19 protein-coding genes are annotated in these 17,295 nt (G+C 58.0%); 12 read left to right on the plus strand and 7 right to left on the minus strand.

Annotation, left to right across the window (positions count from 1 at the left end; translation table 11 throughout):
- The coding region (locus tag PM04_RS18280; RefSeq protein ID WP_235281475.1) for a hypothetical protein at nt 1–285 on the plus strand (285 nt) is incomplete at its 5' end.
- A gap of 73 nt (nt 286–358) precedes the next feature.
- Nucleotides 359–562, plus strand: a complete 204-nt coding sequence (locus PM04_RS16575; protein WP_152600868.1) for a hypothetical protein — start codon at nt 359–361, stop codon at nt 560–562.
- 381 nt (nt 563–943) lie between these two features.
- Here PM04_RS16575 and PM04_RS18025 read toward each other — a convergent pair whose 3' ends face one another.
- Entirely contained in the window at nt 944–1,117 is a 174-nt protein-coding gene (locus PM04_RS18025) for a hypothetical protein (protein ID WP_161785922.1), read from the minus strand.
- Between the two features lie 179 nt (nt 1,118–1,296).
- A complete protein-coding gene (locus tag PM04_RS18435; protein WP_152600869.1) occupies nt 1,297–1,449 on the minus strand; it encodes a RepB family plasmid replication initiator protein in 153 nt (50 codons plus the stop codon).
- 39 nt (nt 1,450–1,488) lie between these two features.
- Between PM04_RS18435 and gmd the strand changes: the two genes are divergently transcribed.
- The 3 genes from gmd (at nt 1,489) to PM04_RS16590 (ending at nt 4,932) form a co-directional block, all read left to right on the plus strand.
- A complete protein-coding gene (gene gmd, locus PM04_RS16580) occupies nt 1,489–2,553 on the plus strand; it encodes a GDP-mannose 4,6-dehydratase (RefSeq protein WP_038008945.1) in 1,065 nt (354 codons plus the stop codon).
- 271 nt (nt 2,554–2,824) lie between these two features.
- The gene (locus PM04_RS16585; protein ID WP_038008947.1) at nt 2,825–3,742 is read left to right on the plus strand and encodes an NAD-dependent epimerase/dehydratase family protein; all 918 of its coding nucleotides are present in this window, start codon (nt 2,825–2,827) and stop codon (nt 3,740–3,742) included.
- Nucleotides 3,739–4,932, plus strand: a complete 1,194-nt coding sequence (locus PM04_RS16590; RefSeq protein ID WP_038008948.1) for a DegT/DnrJ/EryC1/StrS aminotransferase family protein — start codon at nt 3,739–3,741, stop codon at nt 4,930–4,932. Before PM04_RS16585 ends, PM04_RS16590 begins: the two co-directional genes overlap by 4 nt.
- A gap of 186 nt (nt 4,933–5,118) precedes the next feature.
- On the opposite strand, the gene PM04_RS16595 is transcribed toward PM04_RS16590, so the two are convergent.
- Together PM04_RS16595 and PM04_RS16600 are read right to left on the minus strand one after the other, a co-directional pair.
- Nucleotides 5,119–5,616 (minus strand): hypothetical protein, encoded by a 498-nt coding sequence (locus PM04_RS16595; protein WP_038008949.1) that lies wholly within the window; start codon nt 5,614–5,616, stop codon nt 5,119–5,121.
- 475 nt (nt 5,617–6,091) lie between these two features.
- Nucleotides 6,092–7,006, minus strand: coding sequence for a replication initiator protein A (locus tag PM04_RS16600; protein WP_084212724.1), 915 nt, complete (start codon nt 7,004–7,006; stop codon nt 6,092–6,094).
- Nucleotides 7,007–7,514: 508 nt separating this feature from the next.
- Between PM04_RS16600 and PM04_RS16605 the strand changes: the two genes are divergently transcribed.
- Nucleotides 7,515–8,885 carry an AAA family ATPase gene (locus PM04_RS16605; protein ID WP_038008955.1) on the plus strand — a complete coding sequence of 457 codons (1,371 nt, stop codon included), beginning with the start codon at nt 7,515–7,517 and terminating at the stop codon, nt 8,883–8,885.
- Between the two features lie 144 nt (nt 8,886–9,029).
- Nucleotides 9,030–10,079 (plus strand): ParB N-terminal domain-containing protein, encoded by a 1,050-nt coding sequence (locus tag PM04_RS16610; RefSeq protein ID WP_038008957.1) that lies wholly within the window; start codon nt 9,030–9,032, stop codon nt 10,077–10,079.
- An 82-nt stretch (nt 10,080–10,161) separates the two neighbouring features.
- Here PM04_RS16610 and PM04_RS16615 read toward each other — a convergent pair whose 3' ends face one another.
- Together PM04_RS16615 and PM04_RS16620 are read right to left on the minus strand one after the other, a co-directional pair.
- A complete protein-coding gene (locus tag PM04_RS16615; protein WP_038008960.1) occupies nt 10,162–10,500 on the minus strand; it encodes a hypothetical protein in 339 nt (112 codons plus the stop codon).
- Nucleotides 10,442–11,098 carry a DUF2793 domain-containing protein gene (locus tag PM04_RS16620; protein WP_052077331.1) on the minus strand — a complete coding sequence of 219 codons (657 nt, stop codon included), beginning with the start codon at nt 11,096–11,098 and terminating at the stop codon, nt 10,442–10,444. Before PM04_RS16620 ends, PM04_RS16615 begins: the two co-directional genes overlap by 59 nt.
- A 233-nt stretch (nt 11,099–11,331) precedes the next feature.
- Between PM04_RS16620 and kdsA the strand changes: the two genes are divergently transcribed.
- From kdsA to PM04_RS16635, 3 genes are read left to right on the plus strand one after another with little or no spacing between them, the layout of a single operon-like run.
- Entirely contained in the window at nt 11,332–12,201 is an 870-nt protein-coding gene (gene kdsA / locus PM04_RS16625) for a 3-deoxy-8-phosphooctulonate synthase (protein ID WP_152600870.1), read from the plus strand.
- Nucleotides 12,202–12,250: 49 nt separating this feature from the next.
- Nucleotides 12,251–13,219 carry an SIS domain-containing protein gene (locus tag PM04_RS16630; protein WP_038008961.1) on the plus strand — a complete coding sequence of 323 codons (969 nt, stop codon included), beginning with the start codon at nt 12,251–12,253 and terminating at the stop codon, nt 13,217–13,219.
- A 21-nt stretch (nt 13,220–13,240) separates the two neighbouring features.
- Nucleotides 13,241–14,029, plus strand: coding sequence for a 3-deoxy-manno-octulosonate cytidylyltransferase (locus PM04_RS16635; RefSeq protein WP_038008964.1), 789 nt, complete (start codon nt 13,241–13,243; stop codon nt 14,027–14,029).
- A 69-nt stretch (nt 14,030–14,098) separates the two neighbouring features.
- Here PM04_RS16635 and PM04_RS16640 read toward each other — a convergent pair whose 3' ends face one another.
- Nucleotides 14,099–15,529, minus strand: a complete 1,431-nt coding sequence (locus PM04_RS16640) for a mannose-1-phosphate guanylyltransferase/mannose-6-phosphate isomerase (protein ID WP_038008965.1) — start codon at nt 15,527–15,529, stop codon at nt 14,099–14,101.
- Nucleotides 15,530–15,813: 284 nt separating this feature from the next.
- Here PM04_RS16640 and PM04_RS16645 point away from each other — a divergent pair, with 284 nt between their 5' ends.
- Complete coding sequence (locus PM04_RS16645; RefSeq protein WP_161785923.1) at nt 15,814–16,377, plus strand: rhomboid family intramembrane serine protease; 564 nt, start codon at nt 15,814–15,816, stop codon at nt 16,375–16,377.
- A gap of 456 nt (nt 16,378–16,833) precedes the next feature.
- Nucleotides 16,834–17,295, plus strand: a 462-nt coding sequence (locus tag PM04_RS16650) for a hypothetical protein (RefSeq protein WP_038008968.1), incomplete at its 3' end; no start/stop codon positions are given.

Below are 17,295 nucleotides of genomic sequence, written 5' to 3' on the forward strand. Positions count from 1 at the left end.
CGACACCTGGAAGCTTTGAACAGTTCATACGATGCTCTTGTCCAATATGCAGGCAAAGGATCGGGCAAACGAAAAGCTATTGGGCAACATGAACGATCACAAGATCTCATGAAGCTGACAAAGAAGCATCAAGAAGACGCGTCAGAGGGCTTGAGCGCGCCCCTGAAGCACGTAAGGGTCTGCTCCGCAATATCTGCGTCAGTAATGCAGGATGAGCCTGCAAGGCCCCTCGCAGCGCCTCTCAGCACCTTTGATAGTTTTTCATCGGAAATCAAACATGCCTAGAGGTGGATCACGACCTGGTGCTGGCCGCCGGGCAGGAACACCAAACACTGACACGGCTGCTAGGCGTGCCGCCTTGGCAGATCTCACAGCGGATCATGTCGAAACTGCTATCTCAGCTTTGGCAACCATTGCACTCAGCGGGCAAAGCGAAGCCGCACGTATCTCAGCTGCTTGTGCTATTTTGGATCGCACCTACGGCAAGCCCCAAGCCATGCCCTTGGTCGCACATCTTCATGGAGTTCCTGACGATCCTCTGAGCGACTTCGATTTGGGCTGAGGGTCTTCTTGAGGGTGAGCGTTGCGGAGATACGTGCGAGGCGCAGATAGTTCTTAGCCACAAGAAGTCATGGGAAGGGCGTCTTTAGTATGATGAATGATACACCTGCCCGCATTGACCCCATCAGGTGCGTTTACGGAAATTTTATACTAATTTTCTGACATCTCATGTGCGCGCAGGGAATATTGATTTCCGATAAGACGCATTATGTATTTTGTCTTATGCAGTAATTTCAAAAGCTTAACGATAAATCACCGCCTACAACGCGTTTTTGAACACACGCGTAATTTTGTTTCAGGGGGAGGTGAGCTGCAATTTGTTATATTTATCAGTATCTTATGAATTTTTAACAAGTTTTTCGCAGTGAGCGGATACAGGGGTTTACCAGCGCCACCAGCGACGCGGCTTAGCATCTGGTGGCGGCAGCATCCGGCGCACATCATCAAGATGACGCTCAAGTATCGCAGTTTTCTCACGCTCAGCATCGAGCGCCGCTTCAGCGCGTGCAAGACGCACAGATAGGTCTTCGTCATTGGGCTTAGCGTCGCGGTTCACTTGCGGCTCAGGGGGGGTATCAGCGCGATTCGATTGATCTGGTCTAGCCAGGCGTCTGCAAGCCTTTGGCGCTCTTGTGTGATTGTTTCGACCAGGCTATTCCGACGAGTAGTTCTGCCTATGCGGGTGCAATCTAACTCGCATTGTGTTTCGATCAAATCATCTGGGGCCTTATGGTCTCATGTCAGCTGAACTCCCACGACACGACGACCACGTTTTAAGGGCTTATAGGCGATGGTGAAGCCAGTTAGCTTATTGATTTCAGCGCTGCCCCTATCGATGGCGAAGCGGCGTAAGTCTTGCCACAGGCCCCGCGCCTTGCACGCACGCAAACCCTATGGCACCAGACGGGCACAATTGGAGGACCTCCCATGACCACATCATCGCCTGCGCCCAAGCGCGCGCTCATCACCGGCATCACCGGACAAGACGGGGCCTACTTGTCCGAATTTCTTCTGGAGAAAGGCTATGAAGTGCACGGAATTAAGCGCCGCACCTCATTGTTCAACACGGCGCGCATTGATCACTTGTTTGATGGCACACCCGGCCAGACGGGCCAATTCGTTTTGCACCATGGCGACATGACGGATAGTTCGTCACTGACCCGCATTCTCCAAGAGGTCCGCCCCGATGAGGTGTATAACCTTGCGGCGCAATCCCACGTTGCTGTCTCTTTCGAAGAGCCAGAATACACCGCCAATTCGGACGCACTTGGCCCCCTGCGCCTGCTGGAAGCCATCCGGTTTCTCGGCATGGGCGAAACAACCCGTTTCTACCAAGCCTCCACCTCAGAGCTATACGGACTGGTCCAAGAAACTCCGCAACGCGAAACCACGCCGTTCTATCCGCGCTCACCCTATGCGGTAGCCAAACTGTATGCCTATTGGATTACAGTAAACTACCGTGAGGCCTATGGGCTGCATGCCTGCAACGGCATCCTGTTTAACCACGAAAGCCCCCTGCGCGGTGAAACCTTCGTGACGCGCAAAATCACCCGTGCGCTGGCTCGGATCAAACTGGGCACGGGTGGGGTGCTTAAGCTGGGGAATATGGATGCTCTGCGCGACTGGGGCCATGCACGCGATTATGTGCAGATGATGTGGCTGATGCTGCAACAGGACACACCAGAGGATTTTGTTATTGCCACGGGCGTCCAATATTCGGTGCGCGACTTTGTCAAAGCCGCCTGTGCTGCTTTGGATATGCAGATCACCTTCGAAGGTGAAGGCCTGAATGAAGTCGGCCGGGACGCGCAGGGCAATATCATCGTCTCCGTCGATCCTCGCTATTTCCGCCCCGCCGAGGTCGAAACCCTTTTGGGCGACGCAACCCGCGCGCGCGAAAAGCTCGGCTGGACGCCGGAAACCAGCTTTGCAGATCTCGTCACCGAAATGGCCGCTGCAGATTTGGCCGAAGCCCGTGCAGAAATGCGATAAAAGGTACTTTCATAAGGTTTGGGGGCGCCGTTCCTATTGCCCAGTGATGCGACGAGAACGGAGCTATCGTCCCAAACCTTAGGCTCAGATCTGGATCTTGGGCCTTTTCTGGCGCCGCAGCGCGTGCGCTATTGTGTGGTGCTATGACCTGCACGGCTCATCCCTATGAGCAAACGTAAATTGAACGTGCGCCGCCACACCCTTGCCCCGCTCTTAAGCCTATGGCACCACCCTCCCCACAGCACAGAACCCGATACTCGCAGGAGAAAAAATGCGCGTTTTGATCACCGGAGGCAGTGGCCTCGTGGGGCGCAACCTGCGCGCGCACCCTCGCGCTCAGGCGCATGACATCCTGGCCCCCCGTTCAAATGAATTGAACCTGCTAGACAGCGCCGCCACCACCGCAACTGTTGCCGCCATGGCACCTGATCTGATCATCCACGCCGCAGGCCGCGTGGGCGGCATCCAAGCGAACATGGCTCAGCCCGTAGAATTCCTCGTGGATAACGCTGATATGGGCCGCAACATTTTGATGGCGGCAAAATCTGCCCGCATCCCACGCGTACTCAATATAGGGTCCTCGTGCATGTACCCGCGTGATGCAGAAAACCCCCTGTGCGAAGACCAGATTGGCAAGGGCGAACTGGAACCTACCAACGAAGGCTATGCACTGGCGAAATTGATGGCCGCACGGCTGGCTGATTACATCACAGCCACCAGCCATCTCAGCTATAAGACGCTGATCCCCTGTAACCTATTTGGTTATTTTGACAAGTTCGATCCCGCCGTCAGCCACCTTTTGCCTGCGATCATCCGCAAAGTATATGAGGCGAAAGCTGCAAACGCCCCCTCCGTAGAAATCTGGGGAGATGGCACCGCACGGCGTGAGTTTATGTTTGGCCAGGATATGGCCGATGGTGTGTGGTGGGCAGCAGAGTCGTTTGACGACCTCCCCAACATGCTCAATCTCGGCCTTGGCCACGACCATAGCGTAAACGATTATTATGCGACCGCTGCGCGGGTTATCGGATGGGAAGGACACTTCACCCATGATCTCAGCCGCCCCACAGGTATGGCCCAAAAACTCACTGATGTAGGCCGCGCCACCGCGCTTGGCTGGCAGGCCCAAACCTCACTAGAAGAGGCGATCGCCGCAACCTACCAACATTTTCTGGAGCACCATTCATGACAGCCCCCGCTTTTCCGCTCGCCACGACCTCTTGGGATGACAAGGAATATGCTGCCATTCAGCGCGTCGTCGATAGCGGCATGTTTTCCATGGGACCCGAGGTTGCGCGCTTTGAAACCATGTTCGCCGAAACCATGGGGTCTAAATTCGCGATCATGGTCAATTCTGGCTCTAGCGCCAACTTATTATATGTGGCCGCTCTGCGTTATCATTCAAAACACAGTCTAAAACCCGGGGATGAGGTCATCGTACCTGCGGTGTCATGGTCCACAACCTATTTTCCACTGCACCAATATGGGCTGCATTTGAAGTTTGTGGATGTGGACGCCGAGACGCTGAACTACGACATCTCAGCCCTAGAAGCCGCCGTAACGGACAAAACCCGCGCCATCATGGTCGTGAACCTTCTGGGGAACCCAAACGATTTTGAGGCTCTCACCCGTATTATTGACGGGCGTGATATCGTTGTCATGGAAGATAATTGTGAAAGCATGGGCGCCACGTTTGGCGGCAAACAGGCAGGAACCTTTGGGATAGCGGGCAGCTACAGCGCGTTTTTCTCACACCATATTTCCACCATGGAAGGCGGTGTCGTGGTGACCGACGACGAAGAACTGTATCACATTATGTTGTCGATGCGAGCCCACGGTTGGACCCGAAACTTGCCCCGCGAAAATCACGTCACAGGTGTCAAAGGCGACGATCCGTTTGAAGAAAGCTTCCGCTTTGTGCTGCCCGGTTATAATCTGCGCCCCCTCGAAATGTCGGGTGCTATTGGGCAAGAACAGATCGCGAAACTTCCGATGATTGTCTCGGAACGGCGCGCTAACGCGGATCGCTTCCGCACCATGATGGATCGCTTTCCCGAAATTCAGGTTCAGCGTGAAATTGGGCAAAGCTCTTGGTTCGGTTTTTCCATGGTACTCAAGCGTGAGGTAAATATTCCCCGAGCTCAGTTGTTAGAAGCTTTGCGCGCACATGGGATTGAATGTCGCCCAATCGTGGCCGGTAACTTTGCCAAAAATGAAGTCTGTGCCCTAATGGATCACTCTATTCACCGCAGCCTACCAAATGCCGATCACATCGACAGCCATGGGTTGTTCATCGGCAATCATCACTACCCCCTAGCCGCTCCTATGGAAGCACTGAGTGTAGCCCTAGAAGAAGGGTTGCGCGGCGCAGCTCAATAACACCCACCCCCAAAAACGCTGACACCCCGGCGACGCAAGGTCGTCCGGGGTGTCAGGCCACACACACCTCGTGTGGGTTCCGCATGTTCAAAAGAGTTGGGGGAGGATGAGAGGGACGGAACCCAAAGGGAGAGAGGTGGGATGTGTGGATCGGAGCCCTCTAGGGGGCTCCGACCTAGGCTTCGCTTAGCGAATAAATGTAAACCGGGGGCCTTCGTCCTGATCTTGATCGGCCTTGATTTGTACGAGCTCCGAGAGGGTATAAACCCCTGCCTCAACACCAAGGCTCGCAGCCAATTGAGCGTATCCAGCAGTGCCGCCCCGTGTTGAGACCGATGCTGCATCATCACCACCGATGACAATCCGTGGTCCAGTGTCATCGTCTTGATTGGCTTTGATCTGTACCAGTTCAGAGAGTGTGTATTGGCCGGCGTCGACACCTAGGCTCGCGGTCAATTGTGCATATCCTGCGGATTGACCGCGGCTTGAAAACACGGCGTCATCTGAACCGCCTACAAGAATTTTAACTCCTCCATCCGTGTCTTGATTGGCTTTGATCTGCGCCAGCTCAGAGAGCGTGTACTGGCCGGCGTCGACGCCGAGGGAAGCTGCCAGTTGGTCGTTTGCGAAAGCAGGAGCCGTGAATGCGAGTGCGAGAGCGGCGGAAGCGATAAGAGTTTTCATTGTGTTCGTCCTTTGTGTGTGCCCGGCGATGCGCCGTTTTGGCATTGAAGAGTGTGGTGCCCGGTGTGGGCGGTTTGTGTGAGGCGGTGTGTTTGCCGCCGTTTGATGAAATGAATATGCGATGTGCGGACCTGCATCTCAATGCACGTAAGTGTGAGATTTACATATATAACGTGCGATAATACACATAGCTCTCTCATCTCCGCACCGCCCTCACGGGGGCGCGATCAACCCTCCAGATCGCGTGAGCAAACTGCCGATTTTGTAACATTTGGGGGCGGCTGCGGGACACACTGCCCAAAACACCCCACCAAAAAAAACCCGCGCCCCGCCCGGGGGGTGCGACTCGCAAACAGCGATCCGCGATTCCCTTGGAGCAGGCGCCGCCACCGCCTGGGTTTTCTTCTGCATGTATATAGTGGGCGGTCCAAAAGGGCGGGACCCAAGATCACAGGCCCCCATCCCAAGGAGGGCGCTAAGCCTCCCCCTTACCCTTCACAAACCCCAAGAACGCCGCCTCAGCCGAGCGCAGCCGCGGCCGCCCCGAGGCGTGCCAATATCCGCGCCACTCCGCCTCTAAGGCATAGACGTCCCAACCGGGGGCCAAGGCGCGGGCCTTTTCCAGCGTGGCAGGCGACAGACTCGGCCCGCCCTGCCCCGCAACCTCCCGCTCGATCATCCGTGCCCGAGAGGAAAAGCAGATCTTGTCGCCTTCGATTTCTTCGATGTGATAATCAGGCAGCGGGTCGGCGGCGATCATCTCACGGACCATGGCGCGAAACACCCGCCGGGGCGAGGCCGATCCCGACTTCTTTAACAAGACATCCACCGAGATCACCCAAGCCTCTTGGCGGCCGCAATGTTTGCGCGCGATCTCATAGAGCCGCCGCTCCAATGGTTTGCGCAGGGAAAAATACTCACGGCTCAGCGTCAGCACCGATTTTGACAGCACCGCCTCATAGAGCCATTCCGATAGCGTCACGGCCACCGACACCATTCGCCCACCCTTGGAAGCGCGCACAATCTCCCACCGCTCAATCAGGCCAAAGCCACTGGTGATCTCGCACCCGCCCACTTCGATGTTGGTGGTGATCCGGGTGCCCGCCAGCCGCTCAAAGGCGTCGCGCAACCGTCGGTACGCATCCCCCGAGGTTTCGCGCCCCGTGGCCACCAACAGATCATGGGCCCGCAGATGCAGCGTGCGCGCCGTGGCCCGCCCCGCATTGACCGCCGCCATCAACTGGCTGATGCAAAAAATCAGGATGTCCTTGTCGTGGATCGTCGCCAACCCGCGCACACTGGGGGTGACGGTGATCTCGGTATCATTATGCGTATAGTTCAGGATACGGCGGTCCGGCCGCGTGCTGAGTGAAAAAAGGGGATGCTCCATCGATGCGAGGTCATCCTTGGGGATGGCGCTCAAAACATCACATACGAAGAAGCCTCCGCCGGAAGCGGGGATTAGGGCGGTCACTGTTTGGCTCACTGCTCGGCCCCCTCTCTGACCCGGGGACCAAAGGGCGACTCATTATCGTGGTTTTAGTTACACACACCCTAGAGTTATCCACAACACCTGTGAACCCCGCCTCACCGCCTGCGTCAAAATCTATCGGGGGATCAGAGTCGCCTGTGCGTGGTTTCAGAGTCGCTTTAACGTGGGTTCAGAGTCACCCCCCCCAAAAAAATCTCAATAAGAATAATTCTTTGCACACCAGATTTAGAGGCGTAACACATAAATAACATAAATCTAACAGAGACTCTTTAGCCACACTCCAAGACCTACTGTTGGAATTTACTAAGAAAATCAGAGAAAATCTTTTCCACTTGCTCTCTTTTATTCCATGTGCGGTGTTTTTACGTATACTAGGCAAAACACAACACATTGGCGGGGCACGAGCATGTTACCTCCCTATTTCAATATCGACCCAGATGCGGCTTTGGCCGACCTCGACGCACCCGTAAGCAGCGCAGGTTTTGCCAATATCGCAGGCGCCTGTGCCCAAGGACGCAATGATCTGGCCTCCCGCGGGTTAAACGCCGAAGGGCAGAAAACTCTGCGCCTGTTTTCCACATGGGAGATCACGCGATATCTGATCCCCGTGGCGCAAGCGCATTTCCGCCGCGTGCTCAAAGCCAACCCCGATCTGCCCCAAGGCACCTCGGAAACCGAAGGCGGGGCCAAGTGGTTCACCCTTGATGAGGTTTTGCGCCTGCGCAGCCATTTCGCCCAAGAGGGATCGAAGGCCAAGGAATACCTCCCCTACCGCCCTACAGGCTTGCCCGCCAAGATGGTCGCTGTGGCCAACTTTAAGGGCGGCGTGGGCAAGACCTCAACGGCGGCGCATCTGGCGATGTCTGCGGCCCTTGATGGCTACAAGGTCCTTGTGGTGGATCTGGATAGCCAAGGCTCCATGACGTCGATCTTTGGCGGCAAGGTTGAGGACGAATGGCAGACTGTGTTCCCCCTGCTTGCGCGCCACTACGCCGAGCATCTGCAATCGGACAACCAACGCCGCGTGGACCGGGGTGAGGCGCCGGTCCCCATGGATGACACCCTGGCCGAAGCCTTGGGCATCCGCACGCAGGACGTGATCCAATCGACCCATTGGCCCAACATCGACCTGATCGGGGCGCAGCTGAACCTTTATTGGGCGGAGTTCCAGATCCCCGTCTGGCGTATGGCCGCGCGGGGATGGAAGCTGTGGGATGCGCTCACGGACCGGCTTGAGGCGGACGGTGTGTTGGATGACTATGACATCGTCTTTATCGATACGCCCCCTGCCCTTGGTTATCTGACGATCAATGGATTGGCGGCCGCCGATATCCTTTTGGTGCCTCTTGGCGCATCCTTCCTTGAGTTCGACAGTACGGGGCGGTTTTTCGACATGCTCCATTCCACTTTTGCCTCCATCGAAGAGGGCGAAAACATCGCCGCCCGCGCCCTTGGTCGGCCCGAGATGGCGTTTGAGTGGGATGCGGTGCGCGCCGTTCTGACCCGCCATGACGAAAGCCAGCAGGCGGAACTGGCCGCCCTCATGCAGGCCTATCTGGGCAAGACCCTCTCGCCGCACCGGCAGGGGTTTACTGCCCTGATCGGCCAAGCGGGCGAACAGGTGTCGGGCATCTATGAGGCCGATTACCGCGATTTTAACCGTGAAACCTATGCCCGGGGGCGCGAAACCTTTGATGCGACCTATGCGGCCTTTAAAAAGCTGTTGCTGGGGGTTTGGCGGCGGGATGAATTGGCCCAGCTGGAGGCGGCGGAATGATCTGTAACGTACCGCCCTCAACCAACGTGAGCCGATCCCATCCGTCAAACAGACCCTAACTAAGGTATTCTGAGGAGGAAGAAACCCCTAGGCGCAGTCTCTGCTCCCCGCTAGGCTCCGCCCCCGATCAAGGAGGACACCCATATGGCCAAACGCAAACGTCTCAGCCCCGCCGCCGCGCTATCCCCACAGGCAGCTCTCGCACCGGACGCCAAGGCATCGCCCTTTCCTAACCCCTCCATCGTGCCCCCGCCGATTGCCCAAGTCAGCGCTCAGGCGGCGAGCACCGCGGCTCTGACAGAACTCTCGGACATTGTCACGGAGGCGCGCACCACGGGGCGCTTGCTAGAGGCCCTGCCCCTTGATGCTATCGAAATGCACCACATCCTGCGCGACCGCATGGGGATGTACGGCGAAGAGTTAGAGGTCCTTGTGGCCTCCATGCGTGCGCGGGGGCAAAGCACCCCGATTGAGGTCACCCCCCTGCCCGATCAACCGGGGCGATATGGCCTGATCTCGGGATATCGGCGGATGGCTGCTTTGCGTAAATTGGCCCAAGAGGACCCGGCCTTTGGCACCGTAAAGGCGCAGGTGATTTCCCACGGCTCGGCCCAAGCCGCCTATGTGGCCATGGTCGAGGAAAACGAGGTTCGGGTTGACCTGTCGCCCTATGAGCGGGCCCATATGGTGGTGCGCGCGCTGGAAAACGGGCTGTTTTCCGATGAAAAGGATGCGCTGCAAACGCTCTATGAACATGTGACGCGGTCCAAACGGTCCCGGATCAAGGCGTTAATGCCGTTGGTGCGGGCCTTGGGCGACAGCCTGCGCCACCCCGCCCACCTGTCTGAGCGGACGGGCCTTGCGCTGGTCAAAGCGGTGAGCGCCGATGCTGCCTTGGGCGTGCGCCTGCGCGATCTGTTAGCCGCCCAAGCGGAGGTCAGCCCCGCCGAGGAAGCCGCCTTGATGGAGCGCGTCTTGGCCGCCAAACCCGTGCTGCAAAGCCAAGTAGAGGCCGCCGCAGAACAGGCCAAAGAGGCCAAGGAATTGGCCGAGGCGGTCGTTGTCAAACCTCGCCGCCCGCAGGTCAGTTTTGAGCCTAATAAAGGGCTTTTGCAGGTCATGGGCGCGGATGATGCGTTGTTTGAAGCGGTCAAAAGGCTGGTGCGGGACTTTGATGACGACTTCGTGGAATAGGTCAGTAATGTTGCCCCATTGTTGCGCGTGCGCAACAATGGGTCCGGTTTGATACCTATTTTTCAAGAGGAGCTCCCCGACCCTATTGCGTGTATCCCACGACAATCTCTGAAACGATTTGCTGGTCCGCACCATAGCTGCCACCGGGCTTGAGGTAGATCACAAGGCTGCCGTTATCCGGGGCCGTATAGGCCGCGAAACTTGCGGTCAGGTCCCGCCAGCCTTCGGACAAGGGCGCGTCGTCGACGCCAAAGATCAATGCGCGGGTGGTTTCGGCGTCTGTGTTCCAGGCATCCCCGTCGGGCGTATCGGGGCCGTGTTGGAAATAATGCCGCAGACTATAGCTGGTCAGATCCGCAGCCTCAGCCCCATCGGTGCGCAGACGGCCCAGACGGAAAGCTAACCATGCCGCTGGTGCCATCGACCTCAAGCCCGGTGAGCCACGTGGTCCCATCCGCGCTCACCTTGACGGAGAAATTATCACTGCCCGTCAGACCCATTTCCGCCCGCCCCGACCAATTGCTTTGGTACAAGAGGCTTGCGGTTTCGGCGGTGTCAGCCTTGTTGATTTTCAACTGGTGGCCTGCGCCTTCGTGGCTGAGCAGAGTGTTTGCGCCCGAGACCGCGAGGCGATTGGTGCTATCGGCGGTGGTGTTCACCCCCAAGGTTTCCACCGCGTTGCCGGGCAAAATCCAAGTGCTGCCGTTATAGACCCATTCGATCAGCGTATCTGTGGCACGGGTGGTCCAACCTGCCGAAGGCACAACGACGGTCCAGCCGCTGTCTTCCCACACTGCGATGGACCCATCGAGCCTGGCCCAATCACCCGTCCCACCCGTGCCCACCACGCAGCGCGCGCCTTGGACGGGGTCCTGGGGCGGGTCTGTGCGGCCAACTTCGGTCACAGTGGGTTGGACGATCACGTCGAGGGTGCGAATGGCTTCGTTATGGGTGACGTGTTTTTGGGCCTGTGCAGACTGAATATAGGGCAATGATAAGATGAGAGATGAGTCAGACAATGTGACCTCTACAAGGTTTTAAGCAGCATGTGCGTGTAATAAGAGGAGCGAAATGTCGGGCTGAGCAGTTAACAGAGTGTTAATTTTCGGCGTTTGCGCGGGTCGCGTGCATCCCATTTGCAGGGGCAATGTGGGGTTGTGCTGGAAAAGGCCGCCCGCCCACAGTACCAAGGCCCAAATGCGGTGGGTTCTTTCCGCCCATACCCCTGATCCCGTGCCCAAGGACCCTCGAGATGACCGACATGCCCAGCACCCCAAACCCAACCATCACCGTCGGCCCCAAGGCCGCACCGGTTGTGTTTGATAACGCGGCCCCTGTGTCGTTCATTTTGGGTCCGTGTCAGATGGAAAGCCGGGGTCATGCATTGATGATGGCGGGCCAAATCAAAGAGATCGCGGACCGCGTGGGCGTGCAGGCGGTGTTCAAAGCCTCATACGACAAGGCCAACCGCACCAGCCTATCGGGCAAGCGCGGCATTGGGATGGACGCGGCCCTTGAGGTCTTTGCCGAGATCAAATCCACCTTTGGGATGGCGGTCCTGACGGACGTCCATGAGCCGCATCATTGCGCCACCGTGGCCGAGGTGGTTGATATCCTGCAAATCCCCGCTTTCCTGAGCCGTCAGACCGATCTGTTGGTGGCCGCAGCCCATACTGGGCGGGTCGTGAACATCAAAAAGGGGCAGTTTCTGGCCCCGTGGGACATGGCCAACGCGGTGTCCAAGGTGGTGAATTCGGGCGCGCGGGATGTGATGTTGACCGAACGCGGCGCAAGCTTTGGCTACAACACGCTTGTGACGGATTTCCGGAGCCTGCCGGAAATGGCGAGCACCGGGGCGCCGGTGATCTTTGATGCGACCCATTCGGTGCAGCAGCCGGGCGGGCAGGGCGGAAGCTCGGGCGGGCAGCGCGAATATGTGTCGGTTTTGGCGCGGGCTGCGGTGGCTGTGGGCGTGGCCGGGGTCTTTATCGAGACCCACGACAATCCCGATGCCGCCCCCTCGGACGGGCCCAATATGGTGCCGCTGGACCAGCTGGAAACACTGCTGAGCCAGCTCAAGGCGCTGGATGCGGTGGCCAAGCCGATGATCGCGGGCGCGTAGGCGGCAGGGGTCAATTGACCTTGGTCCTGAGCGTGCCCATAACCGCGCCATGACGCATACAGCCCCCCTTGCCCCGACCGCCGCCGACATTGCCCGCGAAGTCCTTGAGACCGAAAGCGCGGGCCTGACGGCGCTTGCCGCAGACCTGCCCGAAGATTTTGCCGATGTTGTGGCCCTGATCGCAGGGGCCGAGGGGCGGGTCATCGTTTCGGGCATGGGCAAATCCGGTCATATCGGGGCCAAGATCGTGGCGACCCTGGCCTCGACCGGAACCCCTGCGCAATTCGTTCACCCCGGTGAGGCGTCGCACGGGGACTTGGGTATGATCACGCGGGCGGATGTGTGTCTGTTGCTGTCTAACTCGGGTGAAACCGCCGAGTTGAAGGATATTCTGGGCCATTGTTTGCGGTTCAATGTGCCGCTTGTGGCGCTGACCTCGAATGCGGGCAGCACGTTGGCGCGGGCGGCCACCTACCGTTTGACCCTGCCCAAACAGCCCGAGGCCTGTGGCATCGGTATGGTGCCCACCACCTCCACCACACTGGCCTTGGCCATGGGGGATGCGCTGGCGGTGGCCTTGTTGCGGGGGCGGGGGTTCACGGCCGAAGATTTCGCGGTGTTTCATCCGGGCGGCAAGCTGGGCGCGCAGATGGCCAAGGTCGCGGACCTGATGCATGGGGGCGATGAAATGCCCTTGGTGCAGGCCGGAACGCCGATGTCCGAGGCGCTGCTGGAGATGACCTCCAAGGGGTTCGGGATCACCGGTGTGGTTGATGGCGCGCGTCTGGTGGGGGTTGTCACGGACGGGGATTTGCGCCGCAACATGGCCGATCTGATGGGCAAAACCGCCGCTGAGGTGGCCACGCGCGATCCGCGCTCCGTGACGCCCGATACGCTGGCTGCGGCCGCTTTGGCCACCATGCAAAGCGCCAAGATCTCGGTCCTGATGGTGACGCAAGCGGATGCGCCGGTGGGCATTTTGCATATTCATGATCTGCTGCGGGCAGGCGTCGCCTAGGGCGGCAGGAAAGGACACCCCATGAAAACCAATATTCTGATCCCTGCGCGCTATGCCTCAACCCGGTATCCGGGCAAGCCACTGGCCGAAATGGTACAGGCCGACGGCAGCCGCAAAAGCCTGATCCAGATGACATGGGAGGCGGCCCAAGGGATTGCGGGCGTTGACGCGGTTTATGTGGCCACGGATGACGACCGGATCGCGGATGCGGCCCGCGGGTTCGGCGCAGAGGTCATCATGACCGCGCCCGAGGCCGAGAACGGGACTGCGCGCTGCGCCGAAGCCTTGAAAAACGCCGGTTTAGAGACTGATTTGGTGGTAAACCTGCAAGGTGACGCCCCCCTGACGCCCCCATGGTTCCTAGAGGCGTTGATCGCGGCCATGGCCGCCAACCCGCAGGCACAGGTCGCGACCCCGGTTTTGCGGTGTGATGCGGCCACCTATGGGATGTTCCGTGAGGATCGTGCGGCGGGGCGGGTCGGGGGCACTACGGCGGTGTTTGATACGCAAAACCGCGCTCTCTATTTTTCCAAGGAGGTGATCCCCTACATCGATCCGGGCAAAGTGCCGGAGCCGATCCCGGTGTTTCACCACGTGGGCGTCTATGCCTACCGGCCCACGGCCTTGGCGCAATATGTCACTTGGCCCGAAGGCACGCTTGAGGCACGCGAGGGGCTGGAACAGCTGCGCTTTGTGGAAAACGGCACGCCCGTGATGTGCGTAGAGGTCGACGCCCGAGGGCGCGTGTTTTGGGAGTTGAACAACCCCGAAGACGTCGCCCGTATTGAGGCCGTGTTGCAGGGCGGCTAAGGCGCGGTTTGCGTTTGGGTTAAATTTTGCCCGCTGGTGGGGCAGGGGCCTGCCGCCTCGCAAGTTGGATCAGCCTTTTGCGCCCTGACCACGCGCGTAGATGTCCTCATAGCGCACGATGTCATCCTCGCCGAAATAGGTGCCGGTTTGTACTTCGATCAGGACCATGGGTGCGTCGGTTTTATTGGCCATGCGGTGTTTGACCCCAAGGGGAATAAACACGCTTTCATTGGCCGGGACCTGCTTGATGGTGCCGCCGATCGTGACCTCAGCCACGCCTTCGACCACGATCCAATGCTCAGACCGGTGTTCGTGGCTTTGTAGGCTGAGTTGTGCGCCGGGGTTCACGTGGATGCGTTTAACCTGAAAGATATCGCCAATCACGAGGCTCTCGAACCAGCCCCAAGGGCGGTGATCCTTGGGAAATTCGGTCGCTTGGGGGGCTTTTTGCGCCTTAAGGGCGGAGACGGCTTGTTTGACCTCTTGGGCGCGGGCTAGGGGGGCGACCAGCACTGCATCGGGCATGGCCACGGCCACCATATCCTCAAGTCCGATCCCGATCAGCGTTTGCGCGGTGCTTTCGGCGCGCAGCAATGATCCGGTGCAACCGATGGCAGTGGCGGGCCCGTGAGTGGCGTTGCCTGCATCATCGATGCCCATTTCGATGCGCACGGCCTCCCACCCGCCCAAATCGGACCAGCCCGCAGAAAACGGCACAACCGACAGGTTGGGCGCGCGTTCCATCACGGCGTAATCGATTGAGATATCGGGCGCGGTTTCCCACGCATCTGGATCTAGCCGCAAGAACCCCAAATCGGTTTGCGCGGTATCAAGGGACTCTGTGACCGGGGCCACAACATCGGGGGCGTGGGCGGTAAAAGCGGCCTCAAGCACATCGGCGCGGGCCAAGAACAAGCCTGCGTTCCACAGGAAATTGCCCGCTGCCAGCATATGCGCGGCAGCCTCGGCGTCGGGTTTTTCGACAAAGCGGGTCAGGGGCGTGGCTTGGCCATTTGCAGGGGCGCTGGCGGCCTCCAGATAGCCATAGCCCGTTTCGGGGCGATCAGGGGTGATGCCAAAGGTGACGATCTGGCCCGACTGCGCGGCGGGCACCCCGGCTTGCACCGCGGCGCGGAAGGCGGCTGCATCTGGCACCACGTGATCGGCGGGTGCGACCAGCACCAAAGCCTCTGGGTCTTGGCGGTGGACATGGGCAACGGCGGCCAAAACCGCAGGGGCGGTGTTGCGCGCAGAGGGTTCAATCAGCACCGCACCGGGGTCGATCCCGGCCTGCTGCAGCTGTTCGACCACGATAAAGCGAAAATCACTGCCCGTGACGACAACGGGCAGTGCAAATCCCGTCGCATGGGTGCGCCGGGCAGAGGCTTGGAACAGCGTTTCATCTCCCACAAGGGGGACGAACTGTTTGGGGTAGCTTTTGCGAGACAGGGGCCAAAGGCGGGTGCCCGAGCCTCCACATAATAAAATAGGTGTAATCATATTTTGGCCCAATCGACGTTTGGCATTTACCTTTTGTTATGCCGCGCGGCCTAGAGCGCGCAAATGGTTAAGCTGTATGATGACGATGCGCAGCCATCATGTCACGCTTGTGGTCGCGATGTGAAGCTCGATTTGTGCGCCTAGACACTTTTGTACGCGCGGCTCACATTGGGATTATGAACACCCCCTCAACCAAACCTTCGCCTGATGCCAGCCAAATACACCGCCTTAAACGGCCGCCTACTGCGATTCTGACTCTGTTGTTGTTGATCGCAGGGGTTGAGATGTTGCTCTCACTGGCGGAAACTTTCGGGTATGGTAGCCTGCGGATTTTTTGCTTTGCCAAATTGGCCTTCAATTCTGCTTATCTGACAGGCACGCCTCCGCTCTATGAGGCCCAGCCGTGGGTGATGTTCTTTAGCCATGCTCTGTTGCATATTGGATCGGTACATATGCTGGGCAATCTGCTCACGTTGTATCTGCTGTGGTATTTGATGCCTTGGATGTATATATCTGATTTTGTTGTGGTATTTTGGGTGGGTGCCTTGGGGGGCGCGCTTGGTTTTTTGTGGCTCGCCCCGCCGGGCAGTTTGATGACCGGAGCCTCAGGGGCAGTGGCGGGATTGGCCGCCGTCTGGGGTTTGTACGAGATGTTCTTGGTGCAAAAAGGCCATATTCTGTCGATCCGCCCCAAATGGACGGCGGTTTTGATGGGCTTGGTGACACTGGGCCTGCTGTTGAGGCTTGATCAGCAGCTGGGTATGGCCTGGCAGACCCATTTGGGCGGCGCCTTGGCTGGGGCGGGCTTTGGCGCGGGCCTGATTATGCGCGCCATCCAGGAAGGGTGATACGGCCTCTTTGACCGCCTTCCGCCGTCGTCCTAATCTCTTTTTTCAGGCTCGCGCTGTTCGTCTTCGAGTTATTTTAAGCGAATTAAATCAATTTTTTATCTTCCCTAGAAATAAGAAAAAAGGAAGGCCTGTGGATAACTACACATTTATTCCGACATCTTGTGGGGTGGATAGCGTTTAACGTTAAAAGCACAAACACACTCAAAATACGAAACCACACGACGGCGTTTAACCCACACGATAGTTCCAATTATCAAAACTAAAAACTTGCGCCTGACGCAATATGATGTAATGATTGTGGATAGGTGCGCAATATATTGTAGCAATACTGAAACAATGCTATGCTTTCAGGATGCAAAGCCCCCTCTTCATTTTCCGTTTCAGCATCAAATGCTTATCCTGTGAACAGGCGCGGCCTCTCGCGCGCGTATCATTAGTAGGCGAATTTTAGGCATGGCGCAGACAGACAGGCGAAGGAAGTCTGCCGCTCAGCTCAAGAAGACAAAAGCTGACCGTTTAGCCCGCGCAGACATCGCACGACGACAACGTCGCTGGCAGATCTCGCAAGAAGCGGCAGCAAATGCTGGGTGCCCCATAAACGCACAAATCACGATCCTGGCAGGTGATGAAATACAAACAATCACCCGCACAGTATGGCGCAAACTTCGGAACATGATGCGTCAAGACGGTTCCTTGTTCATTGCAGTTCGCGCTCCAGAATTCACCCCAAAGAAACGTCAACACCTGCACATCGCGCTCAATCTGCACCCATCAAATTACAGTGACGTGGTGAAAACCTTAACTGAAGCAGTCAGTGAAGAGGTTGGCGGATGGGGTATTGACCCAAATGGACGAACAATGGGCAGCAATTACGGTGTTGTTGCGTCTTCCCTGCACGGCACATGGATGCTGCAA

Origin of the sequence: Thalassobacter sp. 16PALIMAR09, from assembly GCF_000765485.1 — a bacterium.
GTDB lineage: Bacteria > Pseudomonadota > Alphaproteobacteria > Rhodobacterales > Rhodobacteraceae > Thalassobacter > Thalassobacter stenotrophicus.